Annotated in this window: 13 protein-coding genes; 4 read left to right on the forward strand and 9 right to left on the reverse strand. The window is 33.0% G+C overall.

All coding sequences use genetic code 11. The features are described 5' to 3' along the window. Nucleotides 1–3 precede the first annotated feature (3 nt). Complete coding sequence (locus tag FG167_RS14535; RefSeq protein WP_203458950.1) at nucleotides 4–573, reverse strand: hypothetical protein; 570 nt, start codon at nucleotides 571–573, stop codon at nucleotides 4–6. Nucleotides 574–620: 47 nt separating this feature from the next. Then, the gene (gene aroC / locus FG167_RS14540) at nucleotides 621–1,682 is read right to left on the reverse strand and encodes a chorismate synthase (RefSeq protein ID WP_203458951.1); all 1,062 of its coding nucleotides are present in this window, start codon (nucleotides 1,680–1,682) and stop codon (nucleotides 621–623) included. Between the two features lie 168 nt (nucleotides 1,683–1,850). Between aroC and FG167_RS14545 the strand changes: the two genes are divergently transcribed. Both FG167_RS14545 and FG167_RS14550 read left to right on the forward strand, forming a co-directional pair. Then, a complete protein-coding gene (locus FG167_RS14545; protein WP_203458952.1) occupies nucleotides 1,851–2,735 on the forward strand; it encodes a hypothetical protein in 885 nt (294 codons plus the stop codon). Nucleotides 2,736–2,941: 206 nt separating this feature from the next. Then, the gene (locus tag FG167_RS14550) at nucleotides 2,942–3,790 is read left to right on the forward strand and encodes a UDP-2,3-diacylglucosamine diphosphatase (RefSeq protein WP_203458953.1); all 849 of its coding nucleotides are present in this window, start codon (nucleotides 2,942–2,944) and stop codon (nucleotides 3,788–3,790) included. On the opposite strand, the gene FG167_RS14555 is transcribed toward FG167_RS14550, so the two are convergent. Further along, nucleotides 3,782–6,700 carry an FAD-binding and (Fe-S)-binding domain-containing protein gene (locus tag FG167_RS14555; RefSeq protein ID WP_203458954.1) on the reverse strand — a complete coding sequence of 973 codons (2,919 nt, stop codon included), beginning with the start codon at nucleotides 6,698–6,700 and terminating at the stop codon, nucleotides 3,782–3,784. The genes FG167_RS14550 and FG167_RS14555 overlap by 9 nt on opposite strands. 153 nt (nucleotides 6,701–6,853) lie before the next feature. Between FG167_RS14555 and FG167_RS14560 the strand changes: the two genes are divergently transcribed. Together FG167_RS14560 and FG167_RS14565 are read left to right on the forward strand one after the other, a co-directional pair. Next, a complete protein-coding gene (locus tag FG167_RS14560; protein ID WP_203458955.1) occupies nucleotides 6,854–8,473 on the forward strand; it encodes an OmpA family protein in 1,620 nt (539 codons plus the stop codon). 316 nt (nucleotides 8,474–8,789) lie between these two features. Further along, nucleotides 8,790–9,281: a hypothetical protein gene (locus FG167_RS14565; RefSeq protein ID WP_203458956.1), complete on the forward strand. Its 492-nt coding sequence runs from the start codon at nucleotides 8,790–8,792 to the stop codon at nucleotides 9,279–9,281. Here FG167_RS14565 and bshA read toward each other — a convergent pair. The 6 genes from bshA to FG167_RS14595 form a co-directional block, all read right to left on the reverse strand. Next, nucleotides 9,278–10,417, reverse strand: a complete 1,140-nt coding sequence (gene bshA / locus FG167_RS14570; RefSeq protein ID WP_203458957.1) for an N-acetyl-alpha-D-glucosaminyl L-malate synthase BshA — start codon at nucleotides 10,415–10,417, stop codon at nucleotides 9,278–9,280. The two genes, FG167_RS14565 and bshA, sit on opposite strands and share 4 nt — an antisense overlap. A 231-nt stretch (nucleotides 10,418–10,648) precedes the next feature. Then, nucleotides 10,649–13,606 (reverse strand): glycoside hydrolase family 3 N-terminal domain-containing protein, encoded by a 2,958-nt coding sequence (locus FG167_RS14575; RefSeq protein WP_203458958.1) that lies wholly within the window; start codon nucleotides 13,604–13,606, stop codon nucleotides 10,649–10,651. Between the two features lie 119 nt (nucleotides 13,607–13,725). Next, nucleotides 13,726–15,102 carry a DUF3570 domain-containing protein gene (locus tag FG167_RS14580; protein ID WP_203458959.1) on the reverse strand — a complete coding sequence of 459 codons (1,377 nt, stop codon included), beginning with the start codon at nucleotides 15,100–15,102 and terminating at the stop codon, nucleotides 13,726–13,728. 82 nt (nucleotides 15,103–15,184) lie between these two features. Next, on the reverse strand, nucleotides 15,185–15,397 hold the full coding sequence (locus FG167_RS14585) for a DUF4266 domain-containing protein (protein ID WP_203461128.1): 213 nt from the start codon (nucleotides 15,395–15,397) through the stop codon (nucleotides 15,185–15,187). Then, nucleotides 15,390–16,379, reverse strand: coding sequence for an FAD:protein FMN transferase (locus FG167_RS14590; RefSeq protein ID WP_239004403.1), 990 nt, complete (start codon nucleotides 16,377–16,379; stop codon nucleotides 15,390–15,392). The genes FG167_RS14585 and FG167_RS14590 overlap by 8 nt, the downstream gene beginning before the upstream one ends. Continuing rightward, on the reverse strand, nucleotides 16,376–16,807 hold the full coding sequence (locus tag FG167_RS14595) for a thioredoxin family protein (protein WP_203458960.1): 432 nt from the start codon (nucleotides 16,805–16,807) through the stop codon (nucleotides 16,376–16,378). Before FG167_RS14595 ends, FG167_RS14590 begins: the two co-directional genes overlap by 4 nt. Nucleotides 16,808–16,849: the final 42 nt, after the last annotated feature.

Raw genomic sequence — 16,849 nt, forward strand, 5'->3', positions numbered from 1 at the left:
TCGTTAGTTCGTTTTTCTTCCTATTGTTTTATGTCTCCAAACCTCATAAAGATAACAGTCTGTATGTTCTTCTTCTGGATTATTAATTGGTAATTCTTTCTGTATCCTTTTGGCTTTTTCATAGTCTGAAACTAATCCATACCCATTTAAATCACTTGGTAGAAAAGTTTCATCAAAACCACCACAGTTAGTCAGAGCACTTGTGTCTCCTCCTATTTCGATTAAATCATACCCTATAAAATCATAGGTAGCGTTTAAATCTGCTTTTTCTTTTCCTGGTTCTTTAATTATTGCTAGTAAATTAAAAAAGGGAATATCCTTCACATGATTCAAGACATAATCTAAGGAATTAAAATAGAACATGACCATACCGTTATCCGATATAATATAATCCCACACTTCAGCCGCATCTAAATCTAAGACAAATGCTAATCGGTTTAAATTACCATCTAAAGAAACCAATTCTTTAACATGAAATAATTCTGTCCAATCTATGTATTCTTTCCAGCTAAACCCAGTGGTATTATCTGCATCATATGTTTTTAACGCCGTATAGTAAATATCAGATTGCATTGAAATACCTTTTATAAATTTATGAAATACCTACTTTCGCAGGAATTTTATTTATACATTTTGTTTAGTAAATAATAATCTGCTATAACCAACGCTGCCATTGCTTCTACAATAGGAATTGCACGAGGTACCACACAAGGATCATGTCTTCCTTTTCCTTGCATTTCTAAAACTTCACCTTTGCTATTTATGGTTTCTTGTTTTTGCATAATGGTCGCCACTGGCTTAAAAGCAACACGGAAATAAATATCCATCCCGTTACTTATTCCACCTTGAATACCACCAGAAAGATTTGATTTCGTACTTCCGTCTGCATTAAAAATATCGTTATGTTCGCTACCTTTCATTTTAGCACCACAAAATCCGCTACCATACTCAAAGCCTTTTACGGCATTTATAGAAAGCATGGCTTTACCAAGCTCTGCATGTAATCTATCGAAAACAGGTTCTCCTAAACCTACCGGTACATTTTGTAAAACACAAGTTACGGTTCCACCAATGGTATCTCCTTCTTTTCTAATTTCTTTAATTCTAGCAATCATTTTTTCTGCAATTGCTTCATCCGGACAACGTACTATATTGTTTTCCGTTTTGCTAAAATCTAAATCTTGGTATGGTTTATCTATAAAAATTTCGCCTACAGAAGATGTAAACGCATTAATTTTTACATTTTTCAGTACTTGCTTTGCAATGGCACCAGCAACTACTCTACATGCCGTTTCACGTGCAGAACTTCGTCCGCCACCTCTATAATCACGAACACCGTACTTTTGATCGTAGGTGTAATCTGCGTGACTAGGACGATACACATCTTTAATATGCGTATAATCTTTAGATTTCTGATTTGCGTTTTTAATAACAAAACCGATTGGAGTTCCTGTGGTTTGTCCTTCAAATATTCCAGATAAAAACTCTACAGTATCTGGTTCTTTACGTTGGGTAACAATTTCAGACTGTCCTGGTTTTCTTCGGTTTAATTCGTTTTGAATAGCTTCAAAATCCAATTGTATTCCCGAAGGACAACCATCTATTATACCTCCAATTGCAACACCGTGAGATTCACCAAAAGTGGTAACTTTAAATATATTTCCAAAAGAATTTCCTGCCATTTTTATATTACGAATAGTTATTTGTGCTAATGTAAATCTATTATTAGAGAAATAAAAAAATTAATTGCATCAAATATTTTAATGCATTAATATTCAAAATATTATATGAATATTAGTTTGAACTATTACAATATAAGCTTATTTTTGTTGCTTAAAAAAACGATTAATATGAAAAATGTAAAAACCCTTTTATTATTTGCTTCTGTTTTACTAATAGTTGCATGTAGTAGTGATGATGATTCTCCTTCTACTCCAAAGTCAACTTTAAAAATAACACTTAATGGTGTACAACCATTAGATGGAGATTTAACGTATGAAGGTTGGATTATGGTAGACGGTTTACCTGTTTCTACAGGAAGGTTTAATACAACATCTGCATCTACTACTAAAAATTTTAGTATTGCTACTGCCGATTTAGAAATAGCAACCGCTTTTATTTTATCTATTGAGCCTAAAAGTAATGATGATCCAGCGCCTTCTAATACAAAAATACTGAACGGTACTTTTGTTGCTGGTGCCGCAACATTAAGTATTAACGCTATGGTTGGTAATTTTGTTAACGCTGTAAGTCCTTTTTCTGGATCTTTTATAAAAGCTACTCCTTCTGATAATACTGGAGGAATTGACAATGGTAATGATGATTATGGTATTTGGTTTATTCAAAACGAAACAACTCCAGGTTTAATTAATTTACCAACATTAGCAACTGGATGGAAATATGAAGGCTGGGTGGTATTTAACTCCGGATCAACTCCTGTTACTACTGGTAAATTTACAATGGCTTCTGGTGTAGATAGCGCTTCTCCATATAGTGGAAACGAACCTGTTCCTGCTTTTCCTGGTGAAGATTTTTTATCTAACCTACCTACTGGTGTAGATGGAAATATTAATGGATTACCTGTTGTTATCTCTATTGAACCAGATGTTCCTGGTGATGCAACTACTCCTTTTTTCTTAAAACCAATAAGTGGTACAGAAGGTGTTAATGGGAATGCTTTAAGCGTAACAACCAATATTAATGCACTAATTAATGGAACTGCTCAGATAAATTAAGCAAATCTTGAAATATAATTTTTATTAAAAAGCCTCGATTTTCGAGGCTTTTTTATTTTATTAACTTTTCTCTTTTTAATTATAATCTAAAAAACACATAACCTAAACTTTACAATTCCCTAGTAATTATATAATTACCTGTTAATATTCAAATAACATACAAGTGTGTAATTTGAGTAATTAATAAAAGTTAAAATGTTACTAGTTTGAAAAAGAAAAGAAAAGTGGAAATCGCTGTAATATCCGATGTGCACTTAGGAACCTTTGGTTGTCATGCCAAACAGTTGCTAACCTACTTAAATAGCATAGATCCCAAAAAACTAATCCTAAATGGGGATATTATAGATATTTGGCAATTTAGCAAACGCTACTTTCCTCCTGCACATTTAAAGGTGATTAAAAAAATAATTACCATGGCAGCAAATGGTACAGAGGTAATTTATATTACTGGAAATCATGATGAAATGTTGCGGAAATTTAGCGATTCACAAATTGGTAAAATTTCTATTGTAGATAAATATGTAACCGAATTGGATGGTAAAACTGCATGGTTTTTTCATGGTGATGTTTTTGATGTTTCCATTCAAAATGCCAAATGGTTAGCTAAACTAGGTGGTTATGGCTATGATCTTCTTATTGTTATTAACCGCTTTGTAAACTGGTGCTTAGTACGTTTAGGAAGAGAACGGTATTCCCTTTCCAAGAAAATAAAGAATAGCGTAAAAGGTGCCATTAAATATATTAATGATTTTGAAGAAGTAGCCACAGATTTAGCTATTGAAAATGGTTATGATTATGTTATTTGCGGACATATACACCAACCAAAAATGATTATTAAAGGTAATAAAAATGGCCAGACAATGTATTTGAATTCTGGGGATTGGGTAGAAAACTTTACCGCTCTAGAATACCAATTTAAACGTTGGAAAATCTACCATTACAACAAAGATAAACTCTCCCCTTTTTTTGCTGATGAAGATATTAAAGAAATGGAAATGAAAGATTTAATTGCCGCAATAACCATTGTAGATCAAAACAAAAAGAAATTAGATTAGCGCTTCTTTTAAAATGGTAATAGGATGCAATGCCTGACGCTGCGTACCATCTTTTATTTGATGCCTACAACTTGTTCCATTTGCAGAAATAACAGTCTCTTTGCTTGCTTTTCTTACTGCTGGAAATAGCGTTTGTTCCCCAATTTGCATACTCACATCATAATGCTCTTTTTCATATCCAAAACTTCCTGCCATACCACAACAACCACTTGGTATAATGGTTACTTTATAATTTTCTGGAAGGTTTAAAACCGCAAAACTAGAAAGCTGACTTGCTTGTGCTTTTTGATGACAATGTCCATGAAACTTAATCGTTTTGGCTTCTTTAGTAAATTGAGAAGCTTTTATATTTCCGAGTTTTATTTCTTGCTGAATAAATTCTTCAATCAAAAAGGTGTTTTTTGCAATTTTTTCTGCGGAAACTTTATCATCTACAAGCTTCATATATTCATCTTTAAAAGTTAGAATAGCGGAAGGTTCTATACCTAGCAACGGTGTTTCTACAGTAATCAAATCTTTAAAAATAGTAACGTTTTTATTCGCTACATTTTTGGCTTGTTTTAATAATCCTTTCGATATAAAAGTACGACCAGATTCTTCATGATTAATTAGCTTTACTTTATAATTTAAGTCCGTTAAAAGCGATATAGCATCTACTCCAATTGGTGTATCTAAAAAGTTAGTAAATTCGTCATTAAACAAATAAACAGTTTTAATATTATTTTCATCAACTTTCTGTATAATAGTATTTTGAAATAATTTACTTAAACTCTTACTTGAAATTAATGGCAAACTTCTTTCTTTAGCAATTCCGAAGGATTTCTTTAACAAAGAAGCCGTAAAAGCGTTGGAAAACATAAAATTGGTAAGCTTCGGAAAATGACTTCCAAACTGGTTTAATTGGTTGTTATAAGCAAACAATTTGGTACGTATTGAAACCCCATTTTCCTTTTGATATTGGTATTGAAATTCGGCTTTTAAACTAGCCACATTTACACTACTCGGACACTCGCTGGAACATGCTTTACAGCTTAGGCATAAATCGAAAACCTGCTTTAATTCTTGATGATTAAATTTATTGGGTTTATCGGAATTGGTTAGAAACTCACGTAATGCATTTGCTCTTGCGCGCGTGGTATCTTTTTCATTTCTCGTGGCTCTATAACTGGGACACATGGTTCCACCAAATTCCGGAAGTTTCCTGCAATCTCCAGAGCCATTACATTTTTCGGTTTCTCGAAGTATGCCTTCCGATTTGGAGAAATCTAATATGGTTTCAATAACTGATTCTACTCTGTCTGGCTGATATCGCAAACTTTCATCCATAGGATATGCATCTACAATTTTCCCAGGATTAAAGATATTTTCAGGATCGAAAGTTGCTTTTATTCGTTTTAAAATTTCATAATTCACAGGACCAATCATCAATGGAATAAACTCTGCACGAACAATACCATCGCCATGTTCACCACTCATTGACCCATTATATTTTTTTACTAGCTTAGCTACATCGGTTGTTATTTTTCTAAACAGAATAACATCTTCTTTTTTCTTTAAGTTTAAAATCGGTCTTAAATGCAATTCTCCTGCTCCCGCATGTGCATAATACACTGCTTTTTGGTTGTAGGTTTTCATTAAAGCCGTAAAATCTTCAATATAATTTGCTAAGTCTGGCAAGGCAACTGCTGTATCTTCAATACATGCAACGGTTTTTTTATCGCCAATCATATTACCTAACAAACCTAATCCCGCTTTTCGTAGCTCCACTGCTTTATCAATATCTACACCTAGCAACAAAGGATTTGCGTAGCTTAAACCTTGGTTTTCAATGGCTTTTATAAGTGATTCGGCTTGTTTTTTTGCTTCATTAATAGTGTTTCCTTTTATTTCACACATTAAAATAGCTTCTGGATCTCCTTGAATAAATTGTCTGTTTTCTTCTTGTGTTTTATTGTGTTTGGTTAAATCTAAAATGGTTTTATCCATCATTTCGCAAGTATGCAAATTATGTTGCATCACAACGGTAACACTTTTTAAACAATCTGCAACACTGTTAAAATGTGCAGCAACCATAATGTTTTCGGTTGGAGGAAGCACATCTAATTTTAAGGTGATTTGTGTGGTAAATGCAAGTGTACCTTCACTACCAGAAAGTAATTTACACATGTTGAAATTAGCACTCGACGATGAAAAAATAGATGCTTTTATCAATTCATCCATGGCGTAACCGGTATTTCTTCGGTGTATTTCCGGGTTTGGAAACTCATTCTTTATTTGAAGTTGCACGGCTTCCGAAGCTAATTCGGAATATAAAGATGTATATATATTACCTTCTAAAGTATCTAGTTTTGTTTTGTCTTTAAATGCTTCCGAAGACAATTCCGTAAAGACAACATCACTACCATCACTTAAAATAGTATGCAATTCTAAAACTTTATCTCTAGTAACTCCGTACTGAATAGAGGTGGTTCCTGAGGAGTTATTACCAACCATACCGCCAATCATACAGCGATTGGACGTAGAAGTGTTTGGTCCGAAAAACAAACCAAAAGGTTTTAAGTAATTATTAAGGGAGTCTCGCACAACTCCTGGTTGCACGGTAACGGTTTGCGCGCTTTCATTTACACTTATAATCTTCGTGAAATACTTCGAAACATCAACTACAATGCCTTCCCCAACACATTGTCCCGCTAAAGATGTTCCTGCTGTTCTAGGAATTAATGACGTATTATTTTCTTTAGCAAAAGCAATAAGTAGTTTTATATCATTTTCGTTTTTTGGAAAAGCGACAGCTAGAGGTAACTTTCGGTAAACAGAAGCATCTGTTGCATATATAGATTTTAATAAATCATCATAGAATAATTCACCTAAGAGGCTATCATTCAATAGTTTTAAAATACTTTTGTTCATGATTAAATTACAAAAAGTTAACAAAACACGTATTTCATCATCTTAAACACGCGCTTTATCGGGGTTATCATTAAAATTCACTTTGTAAAAGTAGAAAACTTGAATATATAAATACCTTTGAGCTATTATTAATTTAAAATAAAAAAACAATAAATGGCAACGAATCTATTAAACTTATTTAAAGAACAATTATCTGGAGATGTTATTAGCAATGTTTCAAATCTATTAGGAGGAGAAAACAATGACACTATTCAAAAAGGACTAATGGCTGCTGCACCTGCATTATTAGGTGGTATTATGGACAAAGCTTCTACAACAGAAGGAGCTTCTTCTATATTCAGTATGCTTGGTGATGGAAGTGAATTAGGTAATTTATCTAATGCTATTGGAGCAGGTGGTGAAAAATCAGATGGGTTTTTAAATAAAGGATTAGATTTTGTTAAAAATATATTAGGAGATAAAGCTTCGGGGGTAATTGATATTATTAGCTCTGTGTCTGGAATGGACAAAAACGGATCCTCTTCTATCTTAAATGTTGCTGGTTCTGTACTTGGTGGTGTTTTAGGAAAACAAAAAGCTTCAGGAATGGATGTAGGTTCTTTTGTTGGTTTATTATCAAACCAAGGAAGTTTCTTAGATAAATATGCTCCTGCAGGGTTAACTTCACTATTAGGTTTAGCTTCTTTTTCTGGTATTTCAGATAAATTAGGAAGCTTAGCTAGTGGTGCTTTAGGAATTGCTGGTGATACAGGAAAAGCTGCTTTAGATGGTGCTGGTAAAGTTATTGGTGGCGCTTCGGATTTGGCTAGTAATGCTGGGAAAGCTGCATATGATGGTGCTGGAAAAGTAGTTGGTGGCGCTGCAGATTTAGCAGGAAATGCTGGGAAAGCAGCCTTTGATGGAGCTAGTAATGTTGCTGGAGCTGCTGCAAGTACCGCTTCTGATGCGGTTAATGCAGGTGGTTCTTTAATTAAAAAAATATTACCATGGGTAATTGGTTTATTAGCATTATTATTTGTTTTCTTTTTTATAAAAGGATGTGATAGCGATTCATCTATAATGGATAACGTAAGTAACGCAGCTAGTGAAACTACTGGAACAGTAAAAGGAGCAGCAAATTCTGCTACAGATGCTACCGGAAATATGGTGGACGCTGCTGGTAATGCGGTTAACAATACTGTGGATGCTGCTGGAAATGTAGTAAGCAACACTGTAGATACAGCAGGAAACGCTGTAGATGCTGCTGGTAATGCAATTAGTAATGTAGCTGGAGGTATTGTAGATGCTTCCGGTAAAGTAGTAAATGCCTTTGGTGATGCGATTGGTGCATTCTTTAGTTTTAAATTACCAAATGGAACAGCGTTAAGTATACCAGAAGGTGGTTTTGAAGATAACTTCTTAAGTTACATTAAAGAAGGTAGATTTAGAAATGGAAAACATTATGCCTTTGATAGATTATATTTTAATACTGGTTCTGATTCTTTAAATGCAAATTCAATGAATCAAATTGAAAATGTTGTGGCTATTATGAAAGGATATCCTAAAGTAAATATTTTATTTAGAGGACATACAGACAACACTGGATCTGTAGAAGGAAACAACAAATTATCTTCAAGTAGAGCATTATCTGTTAAAAATAAATTAGTAGAAATGGGAATTGCAGCTAGTCGTATTAGCACAAAAGGATTGGGTTCTGTAGAACCAATTGGTGATAATGCAACTCCAGAAGGAAGAGCAAAAAACAGAAGAATAGACGTTTCTGTAGTAAAATAGTTTTTTTCAGATTGATTAGTTTGAAGTTTAAAAAGTCAGTGAAATTTTTTCATTGGCTTTTTTTTTATTCCGTAAAAAACACTTCAAACTGATATGTTAATAGTTATAATAACATGCATACTTTAAGGAGAGGATCTTAAATGCTCTAAACATAACTTCTGAAGAAATTGATTTTTAAGATTATTAATAACGTTGTTCATTTTTATTTTGCGGAAAAGAAAATAACATCAATTTAAAGGTTAAATTTGTAGGTACTTTGCCAATAATTATTAAACAACTGCGTTATTATTTTACATAGAATAAAATTTTTAGCCTTATGAAAACAAGATTTTTAATTATAATGACTTTATTCGGATTTGCCGTATCTACAACTGCTCAAGAAATAGCAGAAAACGCAATAGGGTTACGTTTAGGAGATGCCAATGGTTTAGGCGCAAGCATTTCTTACCAGCGCGCAATTTTAGAAAACAATAGATTAGAAGTAAATTTTGGTTGGAGTAACGACAGCGATTATAATGGTATCAAGGCTGTGGGATTATTTCAATGGGTTAAGCCACTTGAAGGTGATTTTAATTGGTACTTTGGTGCTGGAGCTGGTTTTGCTAGTTACACATTTGATTCCCGTGGATACAAAAACCACAAAGACTCTTTTGTTTTTGTTTCTGGTGATATTGGTGTGGAATACAACTTTGATTTCCCTTTACTTTTATCTTTAGATCTAAGACCAGAATTAGGTTTTGGCGATGGTGCTTACGACAATAATGACCTAGATATTGATGTTGGTGTTAGTGCACGATATAGATTTTAATCTTTAATTAAACATCTACTAAGTGTTCTTTCATAAATAGCTTCGTATTGCGGAACAATATTGTGTATATCGAACTTTGCAGCTTCCCTTTTTGCATTTGCTTTAAACGTATTTAATCTTTCGGGATCACTTAAAATATAGATTGCATTTTTAGACATTTCTTCCACATCTCCAACATTACTTAAAAAACCTGTAACCCCTTGTATATTTACTTCTGGTATTCCTCCAGTATTACTAGATATTACTGGAACACCCGAAACCATAGCTTCTAAGGCTGCAAGACCAAAACTTTCGGTTTCACTAGGAAGTAAAAACAAATCACTAAAGCAAAGAATTTTATCTATTTCGTTACTCTGACCAAAAAAGACTACTTTTTCAGAAATACCAAGTTTTTCGCATAATAATTCTGCTTTTTCCTTTTCAGGACCTTCACCAACCATCATTAATTTTGCTGGTATTTCTTTTTGAATGTTATAAAATACATGAACAATATCTTCAATTCTTTTTACAGGACGAAAATTACTAATGTGTGTAATTATTTTTTCATCATCGTTTGCCATCATACCTCTTTGACAATCTGTAAAACCATGATTATACTTACTTACGTCAATAAAATTAGTAACTACATCAATTTCGTTTTTAATATCAAACAAACGTAGCGTATCGTCTTTTAAACTTTGAGAAACTGCGGTTACCGCATCTGATTTATTTATACTAAAAGTCACTGCTGGTTTATAAAAAGGGTGCGAACCAACTAGTGTAATATCTGTTCCGTGAAGCGTAGTAACTATTGGCACATAAATATCTTCTTCGCGTAACATTTTTTGCGCCATATATGCTGCATAGGCATGCGGAATAGCGTAATGCACATGTAACACTTCAATTTTATGAAGCTTCACCATATCTACTAACTTACTAGACAACGCAAGTTCATAAGGTTGGTAATGAAATAAAGGATATTCTGGCACATTCACTTCATGATAATGCACATTGTTACCTAACAATTCCAGTCTAACGGGCTGGTTATAGGTTATAAAATGAATTTCATGACCACGTTTAGATAATTGAATACCTAATTCTGTGGCTACTACTCCACTTCCTCCAAATGTTGGGTAACAAACAATTCCTATTTTCATTATCATGCCTGCGAAAGCAGGTAACTTTTTAATTAAACTTTTATTAAACTCTTTTTGCTTTTAATTTTCTTTTACGAAAATCAAAATGCATTCTGCTCCTTTTTTAAAAAGGAAAGCAATACATAATTAGCTTTTATAAATCGTTATTAATTTCGCATATAAAACTAAAAAATCTTACGACATGATATAATTTTTCAACTTAACATACTAATAACTTTAAGTACTTTTCTATTAATCTTTAATAGCTTCGTAAATAGCCGCTTGAATATTGGTTCTAATATCTTCTCGTAGCAATAGGTTCTTTCCAGCTTTTGGATAGGTTCTATTTGCTAAAAAGACATAAACAATTTCTTCTTCTGGATCTGCCCAAGCGTAAGTTCCTGTAAATCCGGAATGCCCAAAACTCGTCATAGAAATACAACCACAAGTTGGTCCAGAATCTCCTAATTGCGGTTTATCGAAACCAATACCTCTTCTATTATTGTCGTCACAATAATAACAAGTATTAAACTTATCTATGGTTTCTGGTTTTAAATAGCGCTTACCACCATAAAATCCTTTTTGCAAATACATTTGCATGATTTTAGCAACATCATTGGCATTACTAAAAATACCAGCATGACCACCAACGCCACCTTGCATTGCCGCTCCCATATCATGTACATATCCTTGAATTTTTTGGTATCTATAGTAATCGTCTTCTTCCGTGGGAACAATATTTCTATTACTTACCTTATTATTAGGATTATACATGGTATAATTTGCACCTAATGATTCGAAAAAATGATCTTTAGCCAATTCATCTAATGGTTTGTCGTAATGTTCCTCAATAAATTTCTTTAAAATGTAATAAGGTAAATCACTATAGCGATAACGTTGTCTAGAAAGTAAGTCGGTATCTTTAATTATTTCCTGAATAGAATCTTTATAATCTTTACGCATGTACAATTCATCTGCTACTTTAACACTGAATTCTGGATCAAAATGTTTTCTATAGTATTTTGGATCAGGACGTTTTGTAACGGAATCTAATGTTGCATAATAAAAAGGAATCCAAGGTTTTAATCTTGCATAATGCGAAAGCATTCTTTTAATCGTTACATCTTTTTTGTTGGACGTTTTATATTCTGGAAGCATCTCAGACAACTTACTATCTAAGGAAACGATTCCTTGTTCTTCTAATTCCATTAGCAATGGCAATGTTCCTAGTATTTTAGTTAAGGAAGCAACATCATAAATATCCTCAAATTTTACTTTTTCTCCATTTTTGCTATAGCTATGTTTTCCAAAGTTTTTATTATAAATCACTTTTCCTTTTCTAGCTACTAGCAATTGAATTCCTGGTGTCATTCCGCCATTTACAGCATGATTTGCAATAGAATCTATTTTCTTCAATCTAGAAGAACTCATACCAACACGTTCTGGAATGGTATAGGACAATCTGCTAATTTCATTATATAAATCTCCTTGACCAACAGCAAAATCAATTCCTGCGGAAACAGGCAAAGTACCTTTTGCTGGTAATGCTCCAAATATAATCTGTGCCGATTTTTGTTGTGCGATTTCGCTATTTTGATAACTAACAACAACACTCTTAATATTGTTAATTGGATCTATATCTAAAAGCGCATAAGGTTTTACAAAAATGTCCAGTATAACCGTATTGTTTTTAGCAATTTCGATTAGCCATTTTAGTTCTTTTTCTGTGAACTTGTAGCTTTTCCAAGGATTATCGTTAGATCGATGCAAACCAATAATAACCGTGTTATATGGCTTAAGCTTATTTAAAAGTCCCTCTAAATTATCTGCTTTAATTTCGTGTACTCGTGTATATTTTTTTAGTTCATTATAAAAAGCAGTACCATCTGCGTCACCAAACTTTACATACGCAATGCTTTTCGTTTCTAGCTGTTGCAATGGTAAGATTCCTGCTTTATTTTCTGCAACCGTAATGGCATTTTCAAAAAGATCTTCATATAAAGCATCATCTTTTATTCTATTTAAATCTGCAATTAGATTTGTAGTTCCAATTGGGGAATAATTATTTAAGCCGACTTTATATTTTGCTTGTAATATCTTTTTAACCGAATGCGCTAAGCGTTCTTCCGTAATTTTCCCTTTACCGAAAGCATCCATAAATTTAGCGATTCCTTTTGCTGGATCTTCAGACATTAGCATCACATCATTACCAGCTAAAAACGACATTAAATCGATTTCTCCTCCTGTTTGTAATTCCTTTGTAGTATTTCCATCCAAAGATTTTTCAATATAATCTGCAGCTCCTTTCATGGTTAATGCATCTGTAAATATTAAACCTTTAAAACCTAAACGTTCTTTTAAGATATCAGTAACAATATGTTTCGATAAGGAAGAAGGAAACCCTTCTCTGCTCTCTAAACTTGGAACATTTAAATGCGCTACCATCACGCTAGATAAGCCTTCTTTTATTAATTTTCGATACGGATATAGCTCTACAGAATCGATGCGTTTTTCATCAAAAAGAACCGATGGTAAGGTTTTATGCGAATCGCTTTCGGTATCTCCATGACCTGGGAAATGTTTTGCGTTTGCTAAAACTCCAGCACTTTGCATACCTTTCATAAAAGCCAAGGCTTTTTCGGTTACATTATCTCTGTCTTCACCAAAAGAGCGATTTCCAATAATTGGATTTTTCGGATTGGTATTAATATCTACAACAGGAGCAAAATTAAAATGCACCCCTAATCGTTTGCAATGCTCTCCTATTTGTCTTCCTGTTTGCTCTACTAATTGCTTATTTTTAATAGCTCCAAGTGTCATATTCCAAGGAAATGCATAGGTAGAATCTAAGCGCATGCTTAAACCCCATTCGGCATCCATACCAACCAATAAAGGGATTTTGGAAGCTGCTTGTAATTCGTTATTTAGTTTCGCTTGCCTTACTGGTCCGCCGTTAGAATAGATTACACCACCAATTTTTTGTTTGATAATTAAATCTACAACCTTGGCTTTATTTTTAGCATCCTGATTAGAAAACACCTGCACCATAAAAAGTTGTCCGATTTTCTCTGGTAGCGTCATGCTATTATAAACGCTATCTACCCATTTATTTTGAGAAATACCATCCCCTTTTAAAAGCGGATTATACTCTTGAGCATGACTAAAAATGGGAAAAAATAATATGGAAAATAATATATAGTGACGACGCATAAAATTGTTTAATAAATATAGCTTAAAAACTATGCCAAAATAACATTTTTAAAACGAAGTTTTACGGACTTTATGATAGATTTTAGAAGAATTATCAACTAGTTTATGAATAACCAAGATTAATCCATAACAAACTTAAAACCAATAGCGAAAATATTTGCTGATAAACCTGTATTTCGTTTGTAGTTATGGTATTTAAAATCGACATTCTTCAGTCCAAATTTCCAGATCTTAAAGTTGGTAAAAATATCGGTATATGAAACTCCGAAGCCATATTGATTGGCTGAGAATTTTGACAAATCATAATCGGAAGTATAAAATTCACTCGTAGATACGTTTTCTTCATAAGGAGCAAAATAGTCTGCAGCAGTCTGATTATAAAATCGATACGAAGGATAAAGTGTAAACTTGGAAGTTATTTTAATAGGCAATTCTACATTGGCTGTATGTGAGTTAATTCCCCAATCATCAAAGTAATAACGATAATACGTTCTTAGGGAAATGGTTTCGTTTATATAATAATTAAAACGCATTCCTAATGGAATTTTAAATCTACTATCCGGTAGTCTTTCTATATCATCTGCCAACTGAAACACATCTTTATTACTAGAAGAAGTATAATTAGCAATACTTGCCGCATTACCAACATAATAGTTATCTACATCGCCAAAATAGACACGTTGCATTGGATTTGCCAACCAGCCATCTTGTTTCACCAAATCGAAAAACAACGCCATTTGTGCTTTTTTACTTAATATTTGAGAAAAGCTAAAAGACAGTGAATACGAATTTCTGGCCTTATCCTTTATTAAATCAAAACCAGTAACAGGACTCCAATTTGTACTAACGCTTCCGTTTTGATCTAATATATCTATTCCTTGAAAAAAGCCTTGATTTAAATTACCTTTCGTTTGTTTAAAAGCATCCAATTCAATAGGATACACAGGTTTCCAAGTATCTAAATACACATTAGCCTTCACTCCTATTTCTGTATTTTTCTCGTTGAAGAGTTTTGCGAAACCACCTCCAAAACCAATAGAAGTATAATCGAATTCATTAGCAAACGAAACATTGGCACTCCAAATATTATTTCTATCGTCTGAACTATGCGAATAACCTACATTAAGACTTGCCCAAGTATCTTGTTGCGAAGCACCCGAAGAAGCTACCCAAGGACTACCTTCACTAGCCCCATCAAATGGATCTAAATTACTTGAAGAAGCAGAAGAATAAGAAGAAATCCCTGCATCAATAGTTAAAACTTCATCTGCGCTTAATGGCAAACTAACAATTAATGTTGGCGTAAAATCGGTTAATTCTTCAGATCCAATTCCTCCTGTAACAGATGCATTATCGCCATCTTGCGAATAATAACTCGTTAGAAAATCTACTTCTGTAGTTTCTAAAACACGTTTTTTATATACCGCTGTAGAATCTTGCTGTGCAAAAGTGTTTCCAATTGCAAATAAAACTACTAAGGTTAAAATATTTTTCATAATTATTTTTGATATAATGAGATCCCATTTTACAATGGGATAAGTTCAACTTACGTTTTTATAAAACAAAAACTTGTTACACTTAATTACAACCACAGCCTCCACCAGATTTACCTCCATTTGCTCCAGAAGCCGCTTCACGATAGACTTGAAAGTTGGTTTCAAAACGATCTACTTTTTTTTGTGACAAATCCATATCTGGATCATTTATATACACTTTTTCATATTCCTTTACAGCAACACAAGAACTGCATGTAACTATAATTCCTATTACTAATAAGCCTTTTTTAATCATCATTATTTTGCTTTAATTCTATGTGGTTGGATGTAATAATTTTATTGTCACCATCAACAATAATACACTCTACATCTTTTAATTGATTTATAAAATCTAATCCTACTTCTACTCCCATTACAAAAACAGAAGTTGCTAAAGCGTCTGCTAGTTCTGCTGACTTTGTAAAAATGGAAACACTTAAAATCCCTTTACTAGGATAGCCGGTTCTAGGATCTATTATATGCGAATACAATTCGCCGTTAAACGTGACATATTTTTCGTAATTACCTGAAGTCACTACAGCTTGATTATGAATTGGCAACCAAGAAAACACTTTGTCTTTATTTAAAGGATTTACAATGGCAACCATCCAATCTTTATTATTGGGTTGTTTTCCCCATGCGTTTAAATCGCCAGACGCATTAATAATTCCAGCTTTCACTCCTTTGCTTTGCAATAAAATCTTAGCTTTATCTGCGGCATAACCTTTACCTATTCCACCAAACCCAATTTTCATTTCCTTACGTTTTAAAAACACGGTTTGTTCTTTCTGATCTAAGAGAATGTTTTGATATCCTACTTTATCTACAGATTGTTTTATAATTTCTTCGGAAGGCATAGCCGTCATAGAACCATCAAACTTCCAAATTTTATCCATAGAAGCATAACTAATATCAAAAGCGCCACTAGTCAATTTTGAAATTTTTAAAGCACGTTCAATCAAATGAAACAATTCAGCATCTACTTTTACAGGTGTAATTCCTGCTTTACTATTTATTAAAGAGGTTTGCGAATTTTCATCCCAAGAGGAAATTAATTTTTCTATTCTTTCAATTTCTTCTACAGCTATATTTATAAATGCTTCTCCTTCTTTTTTATTATTTGCTACTACTGAAATATCAAAACGACTTCCCATTAGCTTCAATGTTCTATGGTAAACTTCTTGAGAAAAAGCAGTTGAAAATGCTAAAAAAGCGACTATGAAAAGTGACTTTTTCAAAAGCTATTTAATTTATTAAAGTATTTTTTTGGCGTAGATTTTTCGTAGCCCGAATTTCCTAAAATAGTACCTTCTTCATTTAAAACAACAACAAAAGGAAAATAACCATTAGGATTGTACTTCTCTGATAATTTATTATTGTGTGCTTGTAATTCTGGAGTTAATTTGTTTCCTTTTCTTTTAGGAAAATCTGCTTGTAACATGACAAACTTATCTTTTGCTAATGTTTGAAATGTTTCGGTACTCCAAACTTCTTTATCTAATTTAATGCAAGGTGCACACCAATCGGATCCTTGAAAAACTAAAATTATTTTTTGATTGTTTTGTGTAGCTAACGTTTTAGCTTCGTTAAAATTTGTGAGCCATTCTTGTGCAAAGCTGGATACTGAAAAGAACAGTATAAAAGCAACAGCAATTATCTTTTTCATATAACGCGATTTAATATGTAAATAACGAAAAAAGTACATACA

The sequence above is a fragment of the Lacinutrix sp. WUR7 genome, assembly GCF_016864015.1.
In the GTDB taxonomy this organism is placed as follows: Bacteria; Bacteroidota; Bacteroidia; order Flavobacteriales; family Flavobacteriaceae; genus Oceanihabitans.